This is a genomic window from Streptococcus sp. HMSC065C01 (assembly GCF_001813525.1).
Lineage (GTDB): Bacteria > Bacillota > Bacilli > Lactobacillales > Streptococcaceae > Streptococcus > Streptococcus parasanguinis_V.
This window is the reverse complement of the sequence record NZ_KV812858.1, coordinates 1-21,361: the sequence shown is the minus strand read 5'-3', so window position 1 is coordinate 21,361 and position 21,361 is coordinate 1. Positions and strand designations below refer to the sequence as shown.

Annotated in this window: 21 protein-coding genes; 4 read left to right on the top strand and 17 right to left on the bottom strand. The window is 41.9% G+C overall.

Annotated elements, in window-relative coordinates:
* Window positions 1-118 precede the first annotated feature (118 nt).
* Complete coding sequence (locus HMPREF2918_RS07785) at window positions 119-649, bottom strand: DUF4352 domain-containing protein (protein ID WP_049506640.1); 531 nt, start codon at window positions 647-649, stop codon at window positions 119-121.
* Window positions 650-786: 137 nt separating this feature from the next.
* Here HMPREF2918_RS07785 and HMPREF2918_RS07780 point away from each other — a divergent pair, with 137 nt between their 5' ends.
* Both HMPREF2918_RS07780 and HMPREF2918_RS07775 read left to right on the top strand, forming a co-directional pair.
* Entirely contained in the window at window positions 787-1,533 is a 747-nt protein-coding gene (locus tag HMPREF2918_RS07780) for a tRNA1(Val) (adenine(37)-N6)-methyltransferase (RefSeq protein ID WP_049506639.1), read from the top strand.
* On the top strand, window positions 1,523-1,786 hold the full coding sequence (locus HMPREF2918_RS07775; RefSeq protein WP_049472126.1) for a GIY-YIG nuclease family protein: 264 nt from the start codon (window positions 1,523-1,525) through the stop codon (window positions 1,784-1,786). Before HMPREF2918_RS07780 ends, HMPREF2918_RS07775 begins: the two co-directional genes overlap by 11 nt.
* A 16-nt stretch (window positions 1,787-1,802) precedes the next feature.
* On the opposite strand, the gene HMPREF2918_RS07770 is transcribed toward HMPREF2918_RS07775, so the two are convergent.
* The 16 genes from HMPREF2918_RS07770 to HMPREF2918_RS07695 form a co-directional block, all read right to left on the bottom strand.
* Window positions 1,803-2,696: an aldose 1-epimerase family protein gene (locus HMPREF2918_RS07770; protein ID WP_070595120.1), complete on the bottom strand. Its 894-nt coding sequence runs from the start codon at window positions 2,694-2,696 to the stop codon at window positions 1,803-1,805.
* 352 nt (window positions 2,697-3,048) lie between these two features.
* Complete coding sequence (locus tag HMPREF2918_RS07765) at window positions 3,049-4,620, bottom strand: degradosome RNA helicase CshA (RefSeq protein WP_049497241.1); 1,572 nt, start codon at window positions 4,618-4,620, stop codon at window positions 3,049-3,051.
* A gap of 786 nt (window positions 4,621-5,406) precedes the next feature.
* Window positions 5,407-6,315: a magnesium transporter CorA family protein gene (locus HMPREF2918_RS07760; protein ID WP_003006305.1), complete on the bottom strand. Its 909-nt coding sequence runs from the start codon at window positions 6,313-6,315 to the stop codon at window positions 5,407-5,409.
* 41 nt (window positions 6,316-6,356) lie between these two features.
* Complete coding sequence (locus tag HMPREF2918_RS07755; protein WP_004219989.1) at window positions 6,357-6,737, bottom strand: PH domain-containing protein; 381 nt, start codon at window positions 6,735-6,737, stop codon at window positions 6,357-6,359.
* A 77-nt stretch (window positions 6,738-6,814) separates the two neighbouring features.
* A complete protein-coding gene (locus HMPREF2918_RS07750; protein WP_003012237.1) occupies window positions 6,815-8,362 on the bottom strand; it encodes a peptide chain release factor 3 in 1,548 nt (515 codons plus the stop codon).
* Between the two features lie 185 nt (window positions 8,363-8,547).
* Window positions 8,548-10,473: a DUF2207 domain-containing protein gene (locus tag HMPREF2918_RS07745; RefSeq protein ID WP_070595118.1), complete on the bottom strand. Its 1,926-nt coding sequence runs from the start codon at window positions 10,471-10,473 to the stop codon at window positions 8,548-8,550.
* Window positions 10,474-10,531: 58 nt separating this feature from the next.
* Window positions 10,532-11,212, bottom strand: a complete 681-nt coding sequence (locus tag HMPREF2918_RS07740) for a YwaF family protein (protein ID WP_014713062.1) — start codon at window positions 11,210-11,212, stop codon at window positions 10,532-10,534.
* 13 nt (window positions 11,213-11,225) lie between these two features.
* Entirely contained in the window at window positions 11,226-11,912 is a 687-nt protein-coding gene (locus tag HMPREF2918_RS07735; protein ID WP_070595116.1) for a YwaF family protein, read from the bottom strand.
* 25 nt (window positions 11,913-11,937) lie between these two features.
* Window positions 11,938-12,639, bottom strand: coding sequence for a YwaF family protein (locus HMPREF2918_RS07730; RefSeq protein ID WP_023917614.1), 702 nt, complete (start codon window positions 12,637-12,639; stop codon window positions 11,938-11,940).
* 30 nt (window positions 12,640-12,669) lie between these two features.
* Window positions 12,670-13,281, bottom strand: coding sequence for an NUDIX hydrolase (locus tag HMPREF2918_RS07725; RefSeq protein WP_003015213.1), 612 nt, complete (start codon window positions 13,279-13,281; stop codon window positions 12,670-12,672).
* Window positions 13,271-14,641 (bottom strand): UDP-N-acetylmuramoyl-tripeptide--D-alanyl-D-alanine ligase, encoded by a 1,371-nt coding sequence (gene murF / locus HMPREF2918_RS07720; RefSeq protein WP_070595115.1) that lies wholly within the window; start codon window positions 14,639-14,641, stop codon window positions 13,271-13,273. The genes HMPREF2918_RS07725 and murF overlap by 11 nt, the downstream gene beginning before the upstream one ends.
* A gap of 274 nt (window positions 14,642-14,915) precedes the next feature.
* Entirely contained in the window at window positions 14,916-15,962 is a 1,047-nt protein-coding gene (locus HMPREF2918_RS07715) for a D-alanine--D-alanine ligase (RefSeq protein ID WP_070595113.1), read from the bottom strand.
* 76 nt (window positions 15,963-16,038) lie between these two features.
* Window positions 16,039-16,635 (bottom strand): recombination mediator RecR, encoded by a 597-nt coding sequence (gene recR / locus HMPREF2918_RS07710; protein ID WP_003002450.1) that lies wholly within the window; start codon window positions 16,633-16,635, stop codon window positions 16,039-16,041.
* Window positions 16,636-16,645: 10 nt separating this feature from the next.
* Complete coding sequence (gene pbp2b, locus HMPREF2918_RS07705) at window positions 16,646-18,697, bottom strand: penicillin-binding protein PBP2B (RefSeq protein ID WP_070595111.1); 2,052 nt, start codon at window positions 18,695-18,697, stop codon at window positions 16,646-16,648.
* Window positions 18,698-18,837: 140 nt separating this feature from the next.
* A complete protein-coding gene (locus tag HMPREF2918_RS07700) occupies window positions 18,838-19,470 on the bottom strand; it encodes a DUF421 domain-containing protein (protein WP_049515494.1) in 633 nt (210 codons plus the stop codon).
* Window positions 19,467-19,919, bottom strand: coding sequence for a DUF3290 family protein (locus HMPREF2918_RS07695; protein WP_070595108.1), 453 nt, complete (start codon window positions 19,917-19,919; stop codon window positions 19,467-19,469). Before HMPREF2918_RS07695 ends, HMPREF2918_RS07700 begins: the two co-directional genes overlap by 4 nt.
* 135 nt (window positions 19,920-20,054) lie before the next feature.
* Between HMPREF2918_RS07695 and HMPREF2918_RS07690 the strand changes: the two genes are divergently transcribed.
* Together HMPREF2918_RS07690 and HMPREF2918_RS07685 are read left to right on the top strand one after the other, a co-directional pair.
* Window positions 20,055-20,882 (top strand): exodeoxyribonuclease III, encoded by an 828-nt coding sequence (locus HMPREF2918_RS07690; protein WP_070595106.1) that lies wholly within the window; start codon window positions 20,055-20,057, stop codon window positions 20,880-20,882.
* Window positions 20,883-20,893: 11 nt separating this feature from the next.
* Window positions 20,894-21,280 carry a bleomycin resistance protein gene (locus HMPREF2918_RS07685; protein ID WP_021152848.1) on the top strand — a complete coding sequence of 129 codons (387 nt, stop codon included), beginning with the start codon at window positions 20,894-20,896 and terminating at the stop codon, window positions 21,278-21,280.
* Window positions 21,281-21,361: the final 81 nt, after the last annotated feature.

Here is a 21,361-nt window from a genome sequence, read left to right as displayed (position 1 = left end):
TTTAGTAGGGCTGTAAAAGCTGATGAAACCAGTGTAGTAGAGCTCGCTCAACCACTGCGTCTTGCTCGACAAACCAAAAATAATTGAGAGGCTAGGACTTTTGTCCCAGCCTCTTTTTTTACGGTGCATCAAAAGCAACAATCGCAGGTTTTTCATTAAATGCAGTAAATGGTTTTATTTCAAGTTCTAATTTGCCATCCCCTTTTACACCAAAATGTTGTACCGCACCTTCCATTGATCGACCTGGCGAAATGGACCCCATTGTATTCGTATTAGGATAAGATTCCATTTTATTTCCGCCTACAAAAAGATTGATATCAACACCTACAGCTAAATCCTTATCGGAAAGATTTTTAACATTATAAGTTACTTTCAACACTTTATCAGGATTTGATTGGTCAAAATCATTGCGTTCATCAGACCATTCAACTTTTGTAATTGTATACTCAGCTTGTTTATCAAAGACAATTTTATCACCAATAGCATATGCTGATTTTTTCTCACTACTTTTTTCAGTTGTTGCGATTTTCTCTGTCTTAGTTTCTTTTGAAGAATTATTTGACTGAGAATTTGAGCTTCCACAAGCTACGAGTACACTAACTGAAAGTACGGATAAACCTAAACCTAACCATTTTTTCGTTTTGTTCATTTACAAAACCTCCCACTTTTTTAATATATAGTAACATATTTAAATAAGAAAAGAAAGCGTTTTTACAAAAAATATTATTTTAATATATCAAAAATTATCATCTTTCCCCGAGCCTCTTTTCATGCTATAATAGAGCCATGACAGATATCGAATTAAAAGACGGCGAGCGCGTCAACCAACTCTTTTCAAGTGATGTAAAAATCATACAAAATCGGGAAGTTTTTAGTTACTCCGTGGATAGCGTCCTGCTCTCACGTTTTCCAAAATTGCCCAAGCGAGGATTGATCGTGGATCTCTGCGCTGGAAATGGAGCTGTGGGACTATTTGCAAGTACCCGAACAGAGGCTCAGATCATTGGTGTCGAAATTCAGGAACGTTTAGCAGATATGGCTACCCGCTCGATTGCCCTCAATAGCTTGAACCAGCAAATGTCCATGATCACCGATGACCTCAAGCATTTGCCTCAACATATCAAGGGCAGTAAGGTGGATATTATCCTCTGCAATCCTCCTTATTTCAAGGTGGATGAGCATTCCAATCTCAATGAGAGTGAACACTACCTCTTAGCCCGACATGAAATTACCACCAATTTAGATGAGATTTGCCATGTGGCCCAGCAGGTTCTCAAATCAAATGGTCGCTTAGCGATGGTCCATCGTCCAGATCGCTTTTTAGATATCATCGAAACCATGAAGCGTTACAATCTTGCACCTAAGCGGATCCAGTTTGTCTATCCAAAAGTGACCAAAGAGGCGAATATGTTATTGATTGAGGCGATCAAGGATGGCTCACTGGATGGTTTAAAAATTCTTCCTCCTCTCTTTATTCACAATGAAGATGGCAGCTATACAGACGAGATTCATGAGATCTACTATGGAAACTAAGGCTTACATGTATGTTTTAGAGTGTGCGGATGGCTCTCTCTACACTGGCTATACCACGGATGTCGAAAAACGCCTGAAGACTCACAATGCTGGAAAAGGGGCCAAATACACACGGGCTCGCCTCCCCGTTAAACTTCTTTACAAAGAATCCTATCCAGATAAACCCTCTGCGATGTCTGCCGAAGCTCTCTTTAAAAAGAAATCGCGCCAGGCAAAACTAAACTATATCAAAAAGAACCGTCGGACTCCATAGTCCAACGGTTTTTCATTTACAAAATGGTGATACGGTACTGATGACTCCGTGTCTCTTGAGGGTCCAACTGGATCACACCTTTTTTGTCTTCGAAGAAATCGCCCTCTTCTGCAGATGTGGAAATACCTGTCCAAGGCTCTAAGGCAATGAAGGGGCCCTTGTTATTGGTAGACCAAAGGACCAGATTTTCAAAATCTGCAAAATCAAATTCCAAACCTTTACCTGATTTTTTCGAGATAAGCTTCACAGATTTAGAGGTTAACTGATCTAAAATAATGGCATCTTTTTCAAATAGTTCATGTCGCAAAGGTAGGCTACGCTTATGATCGAAAAATGGCGTCCGCTGCAGGCGATCGACCAATCCAGTTTCTGTGAACAAGAGAGGGACGCTGCAGGTTTCTTCTTTTTCAAAAATCAACTCGTAGTCTTCATAGTCTTCATCTGCTAAAAGGGGACAATGAAAAGCTGGATGCCCTCCAATGAAATAAGGCATGACTTGATCAGACTCTAGATTTTGTACACGATAGGTGATGGTGATTTCTTTCCCTTGTAGTTCATAAACGATTTCAACTCGAAAATGGTAGGGATAATTTTGCAGGCTCTCTTCGTTAGAGGTGATTTCAAAGACAAGACGATGGTCTGTTTGTTCTTTAAGTTCAAACTCTCTCTTCCTAATGAGACCGTGTCTTGGCAGCTGACCTGTCTTCACTCCATCTTTTAGATGATACTGTACTTGGCCATTACGAACGCTTCCGCAAATTGGAAACAAAACAGGCGCTTGTCCCGACCAATACTCCGGATCCCCTTGCCAGAGATATTCTAAGCCTTCTTTATTACGAATGGAGCTCAATTCCCCTCCAAATGTCTTACATTGTACTTCTAGATCATCGTTTTTTAATGCAATCACCATGGACGCCACCTCTTTATGATTAATATAGTTATTATATTCATTATAACCTTTTAGCTAAGATTGTCAATTTTTATCTTTTTCGTTAAAAATTTTTAAAAATATAAGAAAAAAACCTTGACAAAGCTTAGAAATAATTGTAAACTTAATATGTTAACAGAAACATTCCGTTTTAGGAATCCGTTCTTTCTGTTTTCTGACTTTTTTAGGATGCTCCTTATCATGATACATTTTTCTAAAAGAGTCAGTTATCATTTAGGTCTCCTTATAAATATACAAGGGTTAACAGCTAGTTAACCCTTGTATTTTTGATTTTCATTAAAAAGACGGCCTATTGCTAGACCGTCTTTAGGACTTATTTATCCCCTTTGTTGCGGATGACAAATCCATTTTTCTTTTCATTAGAAGTACGATGAGGACGTTTGTTGCCTTTACCTTCAAAGTCTCGGCTATTTTTATTGGACTTGCGTTTGAAATCACGGCGTCCACCTTCACGGTCATCTCTGCGATTTCGGTCACGGCGTTGGTCTCCACGACGGCCATTTCCACGGCCCCCTTTGCCTTTCCCACCAAAGCCACCACCGGATGGTTTAAATGGCAATGGTTTTTCACGCGCAATTTCAACTTCTGGAAGACTATCTGGATCTTGAACGGTCAAGCTTAAGATATACATAGCCAGTTCTTCAGGAGTGAATTCTGCAGCCAATTTGCGAGCATCCTTACCAAACTTCTCAAAGTTAGTCCGGATTTTTTCATCCTCAAAGTCTCGCTCAATTTTCTTCAGCGCTACTTGTTTTTTCGCTTGGAAGGCTTCTGCTGCTGTTGCAGGTTTCATTCCCTTCATCCGCTTTTTAGTCAAGTTCTCTATGATTTGCAAATAGCCCATTTCATTTGGCGATACAAAGGTAATGGATTGGCCTGTTTTCCCAGCACGACCTGTCCGTCCGATCCGGTGAACATAGCTTTCTGGATCTTGTGGAATATCGTAGTTGTAGACATGGGTCACACCTGAAATGTCCAAACCACGTGCCGCAACGTCCGTTGCCACCAAGACGTCCAAGTTCCCATTTTTAAAGTCACGAAGGACACGAAGACGTTTGTTTTGATCCAAATCTCCGTGAATCCCTTCTGCTCGGAAACCACGGATCTTCAAGCCACGCGTCAATTCATCGACCCGGCGTTTAGTCCGACCAAAGACAATGGCAAGCTCCGGTTGCTCGACATCCATCAATCGAGTCATGGTATCAAACTTTTCGCCCTCTTTGACACGAATATAGTATTGATCGACCAAGTCGGTGGTCAATTCTTTGGCTGCGATCTTAACGTGTTCGGGTTCTTTCATAAACTGAACACCAATGCGTTTGATCGCTTCTGGCATCGTTGCTGAAAAGAGCAAGGTTTGACGTGTTTCTGGAACACGGCTAATGATAGCTTCGATATCTTCCAAAAAGCCCATATTGAGCATTTCATCTGCTTCATCCAGGATCAAGGTTTCAATATGATCGAGTTTCAAGGCCTTGCGCTTGATCAAATCTAGCAAACGTCCAGGTGTTCCCACAACGATGTGAGCACCTGACTTCAAAGCTTTAATTTGCTTTTCAATGCTTGATCCACCATAGACAGAGCGAACTTTGACACCCTTACTGCGTCCAAAGCGGAAGAGTTCTTCCTGACTTTGAACCGCCAACTCACGCGTCGGAGCAATAACAAGGGCTTGGATTACTGTGTTATCGACATCAATCTTCTCCAAAGTTGGAAGACCAAAAGCAGCCGTTTTACCGGTCCCTGTTTGCGCTTGACCAATGACATCTTTTCCTTCAAGGGCCAAAGGAATGGTTTGTTCTTGGATGGGGCTTGCTTCTACAAAGCCAGCTTTTTCGATTTCTGCTAATAATTCAGCAGATAAGTTAAATTCGTTGAATTTCAATTCTTTCTTCTTTCTAAAAAGTGGTGCGAAGCCACTTTATCACACTTCTTTCAATGCGAAAACGCACTGATTGCATAGGAAGTCTCCTTCCCGGTTACCTGTCGCAAGACTCATCTAAAGAAAAACCCAATCGTTTTTTTATGGAATTCCCTTCTGCGAAAAATGTTTTCGCACTAGCGGATATGGTTGATTAAAGTCGTTTTCCAAACGAAAAGACACCAAGATCCTCCTTGTGGGAGATTGACCAACATTCCTTTTCTAATTGTTCCATCTCCCCAGCATTTCTCTCATACAAGTTTGCAACTTATCTAGTATAACACAATGAAGAGGTAAATGATAGTCACAGGAGACTAATTTTATTTTTTAGGAAAAAATCTTAGATAGCTTAAGATTATAAAAACGCCCCTAAACCTTGCCAGGACTGGTTTTCTTCTTGTAACCATTTCAGATACTTCATCATAGGAGTATAAAAACTTCGGAAAAACTTTTTTTGGTAGTTCTTGCGTTTTTACAAATAAATATGTATAATACAGTTAGTATCTAAAATATTTCTGTATAAAGAAATAGGATCATTTTATCTGATTCAACGATTTATTCTAAGTTCTGATTTATTTAGAACCACTCAGTACTATTAAATCTACTCCTACTATTTCCAAGAAGATTTTGTACAGTCGATGAACTATTCACACTGCCCCTTCTTTGGAGAGGAGGGCAGGTGTCTAGATGGTTCCTATTTCTCAGATTATTCTAGATACGAAGAGGCTCGGATTTCTCCAAGCCTCTTTTTTATCTTTGTTTCACAATCCACCGCATAACCTTTCCCAAAATGAGCCATAATATAAAGCTACATACGGATACATAAATCCAAGCATTGGGATCCTTTGTCATCGGAAGAGGGATATTCATTCCAAAGAAACCGGTGATAACGGCTAAAACCGCCAACAAGGCTTCAAAGATGGTTAGGGTTGTCAAGTTGTCATTCAAGTTGTTGTTTAGGATATTGTTGTAAGATCCTGACAACTGTTGCAAGACATTGGAAATCAACTCAGTCATCGAAGCCAACTGACGCGCTTCGATCATGGCATCATCAAACTGCTCTTTTTCAACATCATTCATCCTGCGATAAATGGCATGCGCTTTAATATGTTCTAGCAACATCCGATTTTGCTTGGCTGCTGCGACCAGATAGACCATACCGGTCTCAAGGTCAGACAGGGCATAAAGATTCTTGGTCGTCGTTGTCTTTCGAAGCAAACGATTGAGTTCATCCTTGTGCTTATCTAAGCGATCAATAATCGGATAATAAGCATTACTGATCATTTCAAGACCTGCAAAAAGCAACTTATAGATCGACAACTCCCCATGGCTTTCCAAATAGCGAACCATTTGTTCAATGATATAGGCATTGTCCTGGTTACTGATGGTCACGAGTCGCGTATCTTGAACGATAAAGGTCATAGGGATGGTTTCGTAGTATTCCTTGTCCTTTTCTAAATCCAATACATTGTAGATAAATGTGATCGTACCGTTTTCTCGATTGTAATCCATATGGGCACGTTCGTTCTTATCCATCGCGTACTCAATGGTTTCTTTGTCAATCTCGTATTTTTTATAAAGATATGAGTTTTCAGCAATCATATCCGAGTCGATATTGATCCATTTCCGATCTTGACCCAATTGTTTTTCGATAAACATTCCGTCTCCTTTCTCAACTGTTCTCTATCAAAATGATATTTTTATTTAAAAACTGCACTGGCTAATGCTTGCTGGATTTCAATGACGCTGCTGTCACTCTTGAATTGTAAAACTTCTGAAGGCTCGACTGCAGAAGAGACCCAGATTTTTAATTCGGCATCCAAATCAAAATGACCGGAAGTTTCAACGGAAAATCGAGAGATAGAGCGATAAGGTAAGGACTTATAGGACGTTTTCTTTCCTGTTACTCCTTGCTTATCCACCAAGATCAAACGAAACTCTGTAAAGACGATTAAATCACGAATCAAGCTAAAAGCAAGTGTCACTTGCTCTCCCGGCACCAAGATATCTTCCAGATCTCTTTCTACTTTATCGACATTTTTTTGAGAGGCATTGCCCATCAAACCACTTAATAATCCCATCATTTCTCCTTTAAAAGCGAAAACGGACCTTATCCGTTTTCTTATTCTATTGTTATGGATCGGTTTTGAATCGTTCCTTACCCCATCTTTTCTTCCAGCTCAACGTCTGGATACTTATCTGCAAACCAACGGAGGGCAAAGTCGTTTTCAAAGAGGAAGACAGGTTGGTCAAAGCGGTCCTTAGCCAAGATATTTCGGCTGGAAGACATGCGCTCATCTAAGTCTTCTGGTTTGATCCAGCGAACGGTCTTTTTACCCATTGGGCTCATGACCACTTCGGCATTGTATTCATTTTCCATCCGGTGCTTAAAGACTTCAAACTGAAGTTGACCAACAGCACCCAGCATGTATTCACCTGTTTGGTAGTTGGTGTAGAGCTGAATAGCTCCTTCTTGCACCAATTGCTCAATCCCTTTGTGGAAGGATTTTTGCTTCATGACGTTCTTAGCTGACACTTTCATGAAGATTTCAGGGGTAAAGGTTGGCAGTGGTTCAAATTCGAACTTGTTTTTACCAACTGTCAGCGTATCTCCAACCTGATAAGTTCCTGTATCGTAGACCCCGATGATGTCTCCTGCTACGGCATTGCTGACATTCTCACGGCTTTCGGCCATAAACTGGGTAACATTGGAGAGTTTCGCTCCCTTACCAGTACGAGGCAGGTTGACGCTCATCCCACGCTCAAATTCACCAGATACAATACGGACAAAGGCGATGCGGTCACGGTGACGAGGGTCCATGTTGGCCTGGATTTTAAAGACAAAGCCTGAGAAATCCTTGTCATAAGGATCGACCATTTCTCCATCTGTCTTCTTGTGGCCATGTGGTTCTGGAGCAAACTTGAGGAAGGTTTCCAAGAAAGTCTGTACTCCAAAGTTCGTCAAAGCTGATCCGAAGAAGACTGGTGTTAATTCACCCGCAAGGATGGCTTCTTCTGAGAATTCATTCCCAGCTTCTTGCAAGAGTTCGATGTCATCTTTCACTTGTTCGTAGAAAGGATTGTTAGCAAAAAGCTTGTCCCCATCTTCTAGACTGGCAAAGCGTTCGTCTCCTTTATAGAGCTCCAAGCGTTGGTTATAAAGGTCATAGAGTCCCTCAAAGGCTTTCCCCATCCCGATCGGCCAGTTCATCGGATAGCTAGCAATTCCCAAGACTTCTTCCAATTCTTGCAAGAGATCTAATGGTTCACGACCGTCACGGTCCAGCTTATTCATAAAGGTAAAGACTGGAATCCCACGGTGTTTAACAACCTCAAACAATTTCTTGGTTTGGGCCTCGATACCCTTGGCAGAGTCCACCACCATAACCGCCGCATCCACTGCCATCAAGGTCCGATAGGTATCTTCTGAGAAGTCCTCGTGCCCTGGAGTATCTAGGATGTTCACGCGCTTGCCATCGTAGTCAAACTGCATGACAGATGAGGTTACCGAAATCCCACGTTGTTTCTCAATGTCCATCCAGTCGGATTTAGCGAAGTTTCCTGTTTTCTTTCCTTTTACGGTACCGGCTTCCCGAATCTCTCCCCCAAAGTAAAGCAATTGCTCAGTAATCGTCGTTTTACCAGCATCCGGGTGGGAGATGATGGCAAAGGTACGGCGTTTTTTGATTTCTTCTTGTACGTTCATATTCCTAATTCTTTCTCTTCTTATTTTTTGATAAATTTACAAATTCATCTCTACATCGGATTTCTCCTCAATTTCTCTATCTGTCCTATTATAGCGAAAATAGGCACTTTTTTCAACGATGATTCTTCTTTGAGAGCAAAAAGAAAGACTAAAATCCGTAGATTCTAGTCTTCTTATCATGACTGTTAGAAGGCTCCAAATCCTCCGCCACCGCCACCATCAGAAAAGCCACCGCCGTCAAAGCCGCCACTGCCATCTGAGGAGTTAGTAGAGAAGCTTGAAACGCTATAGGAATCATCTGCATAACTCATCAAGGTAGAGCCGTCTAGGAAGGAATTTGAAGAGGTCGTTATCCAAACAACAGCATCCCAATTCTCATATGGTAAGGAAATCTGATGATTTTTGAGTACCTGACTCACTTTTTTAGCTTGACCATACATAGTTGCATAGACTAGGATACGATTCCATAGAACAACACTCTCCAGTTCCGCTTGGTTGAAATTTGGAATACTTTCGATCATATTTCGAAAGGCCATCCATTCAAATTGTGCATCCAAGTTTTCTAAGGATTGGAGATGTTCTTCGCGAATTTTCACAAGAATATAAAATGGAATGAAGAGAACGACCAACAATACAATCATCCAAAAATAGAAGGAAGATAGGTGTGAACCAAATCCAAAAGATAAGAAACACATGCTCACAAATAAGATCAGTAAGAGCCAAAAATGTAAGGCACAGCCTGTTTTTGAAAAAGCTTCTTCTTTTTCAGATAAGTCTCTAAAATAAGAAGGCAATCCTAATTTTGCAATTTCCTTCTCTACACCTTTTGACAATTGCTGGGCATCTTTTTTTAACAGTGATTGAACGTCATTTCCGACCTTTCGAATACGGTCTCGTTGCGTGTCTGATTTAGCAGCTCGAAAGTCTTTTTTTAGGGCTACTTTATCAATTTTATACTTTGAGAATACCTCACGGATATTGATTTTAGATTCTTGATCAAAAATCATTTCAATAAACTTTAATTCAAAATCAGCCAAGCCTTCATAATGGAGACAGGTCAAGGTTTCCCCATTTTCATCCCTAGTCAACCGAAGATTTCCTCGATCAATAAGATCTAACATGGTTGCCTGGATGAGATGATTAAATTTTAGTTGCCCCTTCTCTCTAGACATCACCATCCGTTCAAAATCAAGTTGATACAGTGCCTTAGCTAGGACAAGAGGAGGTAAATTCTGTGGTGGTTCGTATAATCGTACTCCTTTTGAAATTCGACGAGTTCTGGTACTGATAAAATACCGGATCCATGGAATGAAAGCTAGGATAAATAAAAGAACAGATACAATTGGAACGACCTTGAGTAGAAGGGTCCGATAAAAGAATGTTTTTTGTTCAATGGATTTTTCTTTATTGAGAAATTTCTCTTTTCCATTTCCCTGGTTAATCTCATTTGCTTGGTCTCGACGCAGGACCTCTGTCATTGGCCAATAGGCATGCAGTTCGAGCTTGCCATTTTTTGGAAAATCCTTTGTCCAAATATGATAACCAGTTGCAGTCCGTTCGACTTGGGCTGGTGGATTAAAGTAACCAGTATGGGCATACAGTTTTCCCTGCTTGGCATTCAAGCCATCCACATAAAAATCTAATTTCGCGACTTTCTCATCTCCATCTGAAATAGGAAACCAATTCAGTTCTGCAATATCCTTGTAGAAAGTCAAGAGATGATCAATCTTCCATTTTACTTTGATCTTGACCGTCCCTCCGACGATACGGGCATTGTATATTTTTAATTGCCGACCATCTTCCAGGTCTGTCTCCTCTACACGAATCTCACGTTTTTCCCCATCCACATAGGCTTCCACCTCAGGATGACGATGAATTTTAAACCCTTTTGGAAGAGGATCTGCGCTTCCTAGAGTCACATATTGACCATGATATCCTGTCTGAAACTGATAGGTCAGCTCTTGTGTAAATGTTGCTTGGCTATCTTCCTGCAATTGGAGGTGTCCTACATAGGATTCAATTGAATAGCGAACTTCATCATCTGCATGTGCGATCGTGATTGTACAAACTAAACTCCAAATGAGGGAAATCATTAGCAAGAAACGCTTCATATATTCTCCTTTAATATAAAACAGGGTTGAGACCGAGATGTCCCAACCTTCCTACTTGTTATTTTCTCACTTTCACCCGCTCACTTCTGCGACTGAAGAACTGATTAAAGAGTAATAAAGCAAGGGCTAAAACACTGGATACAACCAGATAGTTGAGCCACACCTTATCCCCTCTCATAATCGGAGGGCGAGCCATCAAGCCATAATTTCCTCCCGTCAATTGATTGACTCCAACCAGGAATAAATCTAAGGCAAAGGTATAGAGAACAATCTGACTATTTTTTAAGAGGTTTCGATCATACCATCTCAACAGATAAATCAAGGAATTGATCAGGAGACAGTAATGTCCGAGGAGGAAAGAAAAGCTTGTAATATGAGGGAAAGTGTAGGGATCAAAGACTGGATAGCCCAAAGCAAAGATGGCTCCACTCACTCCCATCAAGGCAAAGAACTGTTTGCTTTTCCAGCGGTCTGGTAAAAACAAGACCGCAAACATGGCCAAGCGACAATGATAAAATGGTAAGCTATTGGACCAAGGAATGTGGTAGGCAAAATACCAAAGATACAAGCAAATTAACTGGAAGCCCTGTAAGTATTGAAAGCATTTGCGAAATTGCTCATTCTGATAATAGCGAAGTGACATCATGATCGCTGTCACAATTAACAAGACCATCACACTATACCAAAGTGCTGAGATTGCTGGTGGTGCTGTTGATTCTGTAGTGAAAAAATGATGCATAAAATCTCCTTATTTAAACAGATTCAGGTATTCTTCTTTTCTTACTGTACTGAACGATTGTATTGATGAGGATCAGTGTCCCCGTCATGAGGACTGTCACGATCAAATAGTTGAGCACAAGGCCATGGTCACCGATCACAGGAGGGCGACGCATAAAACCGTAGTTTCCACCTGTTGCGAGATTCGCAAGCTGAATAATGGCATTGACCCCAAAAGTCATCTGACAGATTTTCCAAACAGCCCCCTCTTCCACCTGGTAGGATTGAACCAGATAGATCAAACAGTTGGCCAAGAGAGCCCAGTGACCAAAGACATTGTTGATCGAGGATACGTGAGGAAAAGGGTAGGGATAAAAAACGGGATGAACCAAGGCCATAATGGAGCCAAAGACTCCCACGAGAGCAAAATATTGTTTGAAGCTGCCCTTGGGCGCCAAAAGGATAATCCACATAGCCATCCGGCTATGATAGAAAGGAAGACTCTCTGAAAAAGGCAAGCGAGCTGCTAGATACCAAGCATTGATAATGAGCAACTGGATCAACTGCCCCCAATACCAAAAGTTTTGGTAGGCTTTAGAGTGAGCAAATCGAATGGACAGAACTCCCACTACTACCAATGAAGTCGGCAATAAGAAATACCAGACTCCTAATTGAGGAGGGGCCGTTGGTTGACTGGTGAAAAATAAGTCCCAAAGTGTCATGATTTCTTTCCCTTATCTGCTCTTTTTATTCTGAACGCGAAACTATACTCTCTTCGACCATCTTGTATTTGTATTTATAGCGTTGATTGACCAAGCAAATACCTGCCACCATCACAATGCTGACCAAGAGGTAGTTCAAGAGAGCACCGTGGTCTCCAATGATTGGTGGACGCTTTAAGAAGCCGTAATCTCCACTGGTCAAAAGGTTGACCAAAAAGATGACGGCATTCATGCCAAAGGTGATCTTAACAATTCGTAGGCTGTCTTGCTTTTCCGACTGATAAAAATCTTGCAGGTAAATCAAACTATTGGCAAACAAGGCCCAGTGACTAAAAATCAGATTGAGCACAGTAATATGGGGGAATGGGAAGGGGTCAAAGGCCGGATAAACCAAGGCCGCAATCGATCCCAAAACTCCCAAGAGAGCAAAATATTGCTTGATATAGGTTCCTCTCGGGGCAAAGAGGATTGCAAGCATGGCCAAGCGACAATGATAAAAAGGCAAATTATCTGTCAAAGGCATGTGGGCTAGAATATACCAAGCATTGATAGTCAAGACTTGAATCAATTGTGCCCAGTACCAAAAGCGTTGGTAGCTTTTCGACTGCGCATATTTAATAGAAAAGTAGCCAACCACCAACAAGGAAACTGGTAGGAAAAAATACCAGAGTCCAAACTCAGGCGGGGCTGATTTTTGGTTCGTAAACAATAAATCCCAAAGTGTCATTTTTATATCCCTTTAATTTATAGATCGTTTTTAATCACAATACAAATCTCGTTTCCCATCATAAACCTCCCAAAGGAAGTTCAATTGTTCTTCTGTATTGCGCTTGGTAGAAAGAGCAGGCATTTTTTCTCTCTCAAAAAAGGCAAGATCGGAAATTTCCTGATTCTGTTGAAAACTTCCATCCAGCAATTCACATTCAAATACCAATTTCACATATTGGCGGCTTTGCAATTGGTAGCGATTGGTATCAAATACTGCCAACAAGCGATTGACACGTGCTACATAGCCCGTTTCTTCTTGGATTTCCTTTAAAATATTTTCTTTAGGAGAATAGCCAACCTCACCAAAACCACCCGGCAAAGCCCAGGTCTCTTCTCCCTGACCTTTCACCAGACAAAGTTTTCTATCTTTGACAATCCAAGCCCTAACATCAATTAAGGGGGTGTCATAATAGTTTGTCGGTCGAAACAAATCCGATAATTCTTGTGAATTCAGATCAGTCGTTTCTCTCACAAGATCCTGTAAAATTTCACGAATATCCTGGTAGCGCTCTTGATCAAATGGATCTTTTGAGAATGCTAAGCCTGTATTGGTGATTGAAATCAAGCGCTGAATGTCCTTCAGTACATTATTACTTACCATTCTCCAATTCCTCTACCAATTTTGCCAAATTCATGGAATTGCTTCCCTTGATAAGGATTTGGTCTTGCTCTTTCAAGCTTTCCTTGACTTGTTTGACCATGTCCTCAAACTGATCTTCCTCAGCGGTCTTCTTGAAATAATAGACATGTCCGAGTGGGAACATCTGACTCGCTAACTGAGCCAATCCCGCAATGTCTTGGCCGTAGAAAATAACCGTATCCAAGACATCTGGCGAGAGGCTGAGAATCATTTGGTTGTGCAGATCAATAGATTGCTCCCCTAGTTCTTTCATATCTGCCAGGACGGCTAATTTTCGACCATTTAGATTAGCAGGAATAGTCGAGAAAGTTTCTAAGATTAGGCGCATAGCCGTTGGATTGGCATTGTAGACATCGGATAGGATATCCGCTCCGTTACTGGCCTTCTTCCATTCTGTGCGGTTGCGCGTTAATTGCAAGGTTTCAAAACTATCACGAATCGCAGCTTCACTCACTCCTTTTTTCAAGGCAACATAAGCTGCAATCATAGCATTGGTCGCATTGTATTTTCCTGTTACCGGAAGATCAATCGCTTCTTCTAAGAAATTCGCTCGGAAGGTTAAGCTATCCTTTCGCTCGATTAACTCGGTAATAAAAATCTCCTCGTCTGGACCAAAGCGGACGACTGTTTGCTTTTCAGGGAGGTAGGCATTCACGATCGGATCAGCTGGAACCACCAGAAGGCCACCTTCTGGCATGCCATCCGCAATCTGGAGTTTTCCTTTTGCGATCTCACTTCGATCTTTAAAGAATTCCAAATGGGCTTCTCCAATCAAGGTGACAATAGCAGCTTTTGGATGCGCCAGTTCTGACAAGAGATGGATATCTCCTAGATGGTCTTGCCCCATTTCGAGGACTAGTTTGTCCGTCCCTTCTGGCATATGCAAAACCGTATAAGGAAGACCAATTTCGTTATTATAGTTTCCTTGTGTTTTATAGGTCAGGTAGGTGGTGGACAAAAGCTGTGCCAACATATCTTTTGTGGTGGTTTTACCATTTGACCCCGTCACTGCAAAAACATCTACTTTTGTCTTTTGAAGATAGGCTGCAGCAAGTGTTTGAAAAGCACTCAGCACATCTTCCACCAAAATATAAGGGTGGCCTTCTACCACTTTCTCTGAAAAAGTGGCTACGGCTCCATTTTCAAAAGCAGTCTCAATAAAGTCGTGACCATCACGCGCTCCCTTTAAAGGAACAAACAGGTCTCCAGGCCCAATCAAACGGCTGTCAAATTCAGGCTTAACGAGGGCCACATCTTCAAATTGGCTGATATCATTTTTTGCATGTACTAGATGAGCAACTTCATGTAATGTGAGATTCATATCCGACTCCTCAGTTCTCCGTAACGTCCTCAAAGATTTGGACGCTCCTATCAAATTCTTCTCATTATACCATATTCTAGACCACAAAAAAAGTGGCTGGGACAGAAGTCCTAACCTCTTGATTGTTTTTGGATTGTCGAGCAAGACGCAGTGGTTGAGTGGGCTCTACTACACTGATTTCATCAGCTTTTACAGCCCTACTTAACTGTGCGGAGGTGGGACGACGAAATCGAATTCTAACGAATTACCGATTTCTGTCCCACTCTCTCTTTTCTTACAACAAATGCGCTTCGTGTTTTTGGAAGACTTCTTTTCCAAGTTCTACTAACTTGGTAATCAAATCTGTATAGTTAAGTCCCATATTGTCCCAAAGCAAGGGATACATAGACCATTGGGTAAATCCTGGCATGGTATTGAGTTCGTTTAAGAAGATCTCTCCTTTATCGGTATAGAAGAAATCACAACGCGCTAAACCTAGACCACCGATCGCACGAAAGGCTTTTTCTGCGTTGGTCCGCATGGTTTTCACAACCTCAGGGTCCAATTGAGCTGGAATCGCCATGGTAATTTTGTTGTCGATGTATTTGGCATCATAATCATAGAAGGCCACATCTTTCACAACTTCACCTGGCAAGGTGCTCTTCACATCATAGTTTCTAAGCAGTCCAACTTCAATCTCACGCGCATTGACTCCTTGTTCTACTAAAACACGGCTATCGTATTTAAAGGCTAATTCAAGAGCAGCCCGAAGCTCTGTTTGGTTTTCAGATTTTGAAATCCCTACGCTAGAACCCATATTGGATGGTTTGGTGAAAACCGGATAAGAGAGAGTCGCTTCAATTGCAGCAATTTTCTCATCAATGTCATCGCCTTCCACTACAGCTACATAAGGAACTTGTGGAATCCCTGCAGATTCCAAAACCCGTTTGGTGGTAATCTTGTCCATGGCCACACTGGAAGCTAGGATACCACAGCCGACATAAGGCATTTTCAAGACTTCTAAGAACCCTTGAATGGAACCATCTTCTCCCATCGGTCCATGAAGAACTGGAAAGACCACTGCTCCTTCCTTATAAATCGCAGATGGAGCCACTTTTTTAGACCAGTCCACTGTATCGTTGGTCATCAATTTCTCATCATCCGCTGGTTTCTCTTCAAAAGCTTGCGTCTGGATAAAGTCTCCTGACTGCGTAATAAAGTAGGTTTGAACCGAAAATGCTTGGTAATCAATCGCGCGCATCACGCTTTCTGCTGAAAGAACAGATACTTCACGCTCTGCACTACGTCCACCATACAACAGGATTAAGTCTTGTTTACTCATAGTTTCTCCCTAATTGTTCCCTTGATTTCTTACTTGATAGTATACCACAATGATAGCCCTTTCGAAAGAACTTCTCTTATAATTCTGTCCGATTTTCAATCGCGCGAAGCAAGGTCACTTCGTCCGCATACTCGATATCGGCTCCAACTGCCAGTCCCCGTGCCAAACGGGTCACTTTGATCCCTGCTGGCTTGAGCACGCGCGAGATATACATAGATGTCGCTTCCCCGTCTGCTGTCGCATTGGTCGCAACAATGACCTCTGTGACTGTTCCATCCATCAAGCGACTAATCAAACTCTTGAGATTGATATCATCGGGTCCCACGCCATTCATGGGCGAGATCAAGCCATGTAAGACATGGTAACGGCCATGGTATTCCTGGATATTTTCCATAGCAGATACATCCCGGCTATCTTCTACAACAAGAATGAGGGATGGATCCCGCGTTTCATCTCGACAAATCTCGCAGGTTTCTTCATCGGTTAAATTGCCACAAATACTGCAATACCCTAGCTCACGCTTGGCATTGAGTAAGTTTTTGGCAAATTCATTAACATCATCATCTGACATACCAATGGTGTAAAAAGCCAGACGAGTCGCTGTTTTGATCCCAATTCCTGGTAACTTCGAATAGCTGTCAATTAATTTTGCAATAGGTGCTGGATAAAGCATAGTTTCCTCTCTAATTCATGGGGTGTTTCTGATTGTATAAATTAATAATGTCACGCGTAATGGAATGACTGACCGTCGCTTGTAGATTGGTATTATGTGGAAAAACCACTGCTACTGCAATCTTTGGATTGTTTGACGGTGCATAAGCCACCACATTGGTATTAATGGCTTGTTTGCCTCCATCGACTGTGGTTTCGGCCGTACCGGTCTTGGCACTAATAGAGACACTAGCACCTTGACCGACGGTTTTCCCTGTCGTCAACCCACTCGTACCATTGGCAACCTGGTAGAATCCTTGCTTGATCAAAGCCATGTCCTCAGCAGAGATATGGACCTGATTGAGCTCCTTGGTTTCGATCGCTTTTTTCAACTGACCAAGCCCCCCTTGATCATTATTGTCATAGATACCTTCGACGACATGAGGACTCACCCTCTTCCCATCATTTGCAACGGTTGCCGCATACTGGGCCAATTGCATCGGTGTATAGTTATCAAACTGACCAAAGGCATTGGTCAAATAATTGCCGACTGTGTAGTCTTTTGGAATAAAACCGGTCGATTCATTGGGAAGGTCAATCCCCGTTGACGTTCCAAGACCATATTCCGCAAAAGTAGAGCGCAGTTTTTTCATAGCCGGTTCAACCTGATCCACTTGTAAGGTCATATTTGGAGTGTAGGGTTGCCCCATCATCTTAAGGGCAATTTGGACCATATAGGTATTAGAAGAGTATTCCAATGCTTCCACCGCATTGATGGAACGACTACCGTATTGGGTAAACCAAGAATTGATAGGTGCTGATCCTGCAAAAACAATCGGCTGATCGGTCAGAACCTGATTCCCAGAAATGGCTCCATTTTCCCATCCAGAAGTCAAGGTCGCTCCTTTGACCACGGATCCTGGAACGAAGACGTTGGTCACTGTTCCCAAAGCATCTGCTGATAGATCTTGACTACCAGCCTGGTGTTTAATCCCTGCCATAGCAAGGACCTTCCCTGTATCGGGCTCCAGAGCTACGGCATAGACACCTTCGGAGTAGGTCGCATTTCCAGCTTGCAACTCTGCGCTAAAGGCGGAGCGAAGGATATCTTCCACTCCTTTTTGGAAATCCAAATCAATCGAGAGCTTGAGGTTTTCTCCTTTGGCCCCTTTTGAAACATCGACCACTTTCTCCATGTTGCCATTTTTATCTAGGAGAATTTCTTTTTCACTGCGTTTGCCTTGAAGGACATTTTCGTATTCTTTCTCCAAATAAGAGGTACCAACCCGGTCATTGAGAGCATAGCCTTTTTTGACATAATCCTCAACCTCTTCTGCTGGAAGCCCCGCCTGCTCGGTCGATACGTTTCCAATAATAGAAGCTAGAGGAGTGTCCAAAACCTTGCGGTCCCAGCTGGTCGTGATGGCAATTCCCGGAAGGTCCTGACTGTCCGCAGCGATGGTCGCAATCTGCTCAGCTCCTAGTGCCTGCGTCGTAATGATTCCCGTCGCAAAATTCTCCACAGCATTCATCTGGCTATAGAGATAAATAATCTTTTTCTCATCATCTGTATAGCCGAGTTTTGAAGGGTCGATACTATCCACTGCCGCTTGATAAATCTTGGCTTCCGGCAGGCGGTTGCCATCGGTATCAAATTTCTTTTTCTCAGGTAGGTGTTCCACGACCTCTTGGTAGACCTTGGTATTGGCTAGATAGTAATCCACTTCTTGACGTTCGGTTACTTGAGGATTTTCTACATCGACATACTGTAAGAGTTTCCCAGCTGTCTCTCGCATTTCTTGGGCCGTCATTTTACGATCACGTGTAAAGGTAAGGACTTGTTTTCCCACATTTTCCACCAAGGGCTTACCAGAAGCATCATAGATTTGCCCTCGCACACTCCCTTGTTTGACCGTCTTTTTCGTAGCTTTTGCCAATTTATCCGTATAATAGGCTTGGTGAGTGATCTGCATATAGCCAAGTCGGGCAATCAGCACCAAAAAAAGAAGGCAAATCAAACTAAACAGCAGGTAGAGTCTGCGTGTAATCGAATGATTCTCAAACTTCCGTATTTTCTTCTTCATGAAATTTTCTATCCTTCTTTTCTAATGAACACTTACCTTCCATTTTACTATTTTTCCCAGAGTATCTCAAGAAAAGGAAGAGCCCTTTCCTGGAATTTTATAAAGAAAAAAGATTGGACAGGCTCGTCCAATCTTTTTTTCTAATAAGTCACAACATTGATTTTTCCTTTGTCATACTCAGCAATGAAAATATCCAAAACGTTGTCATAGCCTTCTTTTTCCAATTCAGCTAGCAACCACTCTTCACTTTTCCCAATTGTTTCCAAAATTTCAAGCTGAACCACACCATCCGTAATGATTGGGTATTTAGGATTTTCATCCCCCGCACGGACAACGATCATTTGACCGTTTTGTTCAATGACAGCTCGTTTCACTCCCTTTAATTGGAAAATTCCTTGTGAACGCAATTTCAAGGCAACGTCTGAAGCAGAAAGTCCCTTGGATCGACAAGCTTCCGGATCAAGCTTCCCATTTTTGATAATGACAGTTGGTTTGCCATCGATCAAGTGCTTCATAAAACGGACATTGGTATTGAGCCATTTTAAGAGTAAGATCAAAATAGTCCACATCAAGAGAATCACAATGTATTGAAGAATAGTAATGGAGCTATTGTAGATGACCCCACCAATAATTCCCCCAAGAACAAAGTTCTGTATCTGGTCTACTGCAGAACTTGGTGCTAAGTTTCCTTTCCCGGTCACATTGATTACAAATACCAAGGAAATCAAGCCGATAGCTAATTTAATCAAAATGGCTAAAAAATCTACTGTCATTTGTTCACCTCCACAAATTCCACGTCTGTTTTATACAGATCCATCTTTTCTAATAGGTAGCTATCTGGGTCAGAGCCTGCGATAGCTCGGTAATAAACCTCTCCAACCTTCAGGATCGCCCCATCTGTGGCTGCTGAAGTATTGACATAGACATCTTCTTTTTTGACATCCAACTCCTTTGAGATGACCTCAATAAAATGGAGTGAGCGTTGGAACTGATCATTATTACTTTGGCTATTTTGGAAATTGCTGATACTGATCAAGACCACTGCAACCAGAGTCAAAATCGAGATAATGGATAATTCACGGAATTTGCTATCGTGCTTCTCCCGATAAGCTTTCACCGCAAAAAAACCAGTCAGAAGAATGAGCAAGCCAGATATCCCAATGGTCACCCAGTTTTGCTGGCTGATCTGACCCAACACATAGTTATAAGAGTAAAATTTCATAAAGAACTCCCTTTCCCCAAATGAATTCAATCTATTATAATAGATTTCACAAGAGCTTTCAAGGCATTGTGATCAGAAAATTATTAAAATTTTGTTATAATAAAACTATCAATTATGTCAAGAAAAGGAAACACAATGAAACTCATTTCATGGAATATCGACTCGCTTAATGCTGCATTGACCAGCGATTCAGCACGTGCTAAACTCTCTCAAGAAGTCCTTCAAACCTTGGTCGCTGAGGATGCAGATATCATTGCCATTCAAGAAACCAAGTTATCCGCCAAAGGACCTACTAAAAAACACCTCGAAATTCTTGAGGAACTCTTTCCGCAATATGAAAACACCTGGCGTTCTTCTCAAGAACCGGCTCGTAAAGGCTACGCTGGAACCATGTTCCTCTATAAAAAAGAGCTCACACCCGTTGTGACTTTCCCAGAGATCGGAGCCCCTTCGACCATGGACTTGGAAGGTCGGATCATTACACTAGAATTTGATCACTTTTTCGTGACTCAGGTCTACACACCAAACGCTGGTGATGGACTCAAACGTTTGGAAGAACGTCAAGTCTGGGATGTCAAATATGCGGAATACTTGACTGAACTAGACAAGCAAAAGCCTGTTCTTGCTACTGGAGACTACAACGTGGCCCACAAGGAAATCGACCTTGCCAACCCTGCCAGCAACCGTCGTTCACCAGGTTTCACAGACGAAGAACGTGCAGGCTTTACCAACCTTTTAGCAGCAGGCTTTACAGATACCTTCCGCCACCTCCACGGAGATGTACCGGAGCGTTACACTTGGTGGGCACAACGCAGCAAGACTTCAAAAATCAACAATACAGGCTGGAGAATCGACTATTGGTTAACCTCAAACCGCATTGCAGATAAGGTTACTAAATCAGACATGATTGACTCAGGCGCACGCCAAGACCACACACCGATTGTCTTGGAAATTGAATTATAAGGATTTTCTTTATGAACTACAATGCAGTAATTCCCGAGTTTATGGTTTCGAATATAGAACAGTCCCGTTCCTTCTACTGTGATTTGCTCGGTTTCACCATCGAATACGAGCGCCCAGAAGAAAAATTTCTCTTCCTGTCTCTTGAAGATTGCCAGCTCATGCTAGAGGAGGGGACAGTTGAAGAATTAGCTGAACTAACCTACCCATTTGGCCAAGGAATTAACATCTCCTTTGGTATAGAGGATGTCCCTAGGCTCTATCAGAAATTGTTAGAAGCCAACTATCCTATTCATCGCCCATTAATTAAAAGAAAATTTCGTGTTGACGACCATTATATCTATCCTCATGAATTTGCAATTCTGGATCCAGATGGCTATTTTTTAAGATTTAGTGAATAAGAAAATAGATCACTAGAGTAGAAAAAGAAACAAAAAAAGAAAGAGACTATGTACTGACCCCAAAAAGTTAGACAATTAATT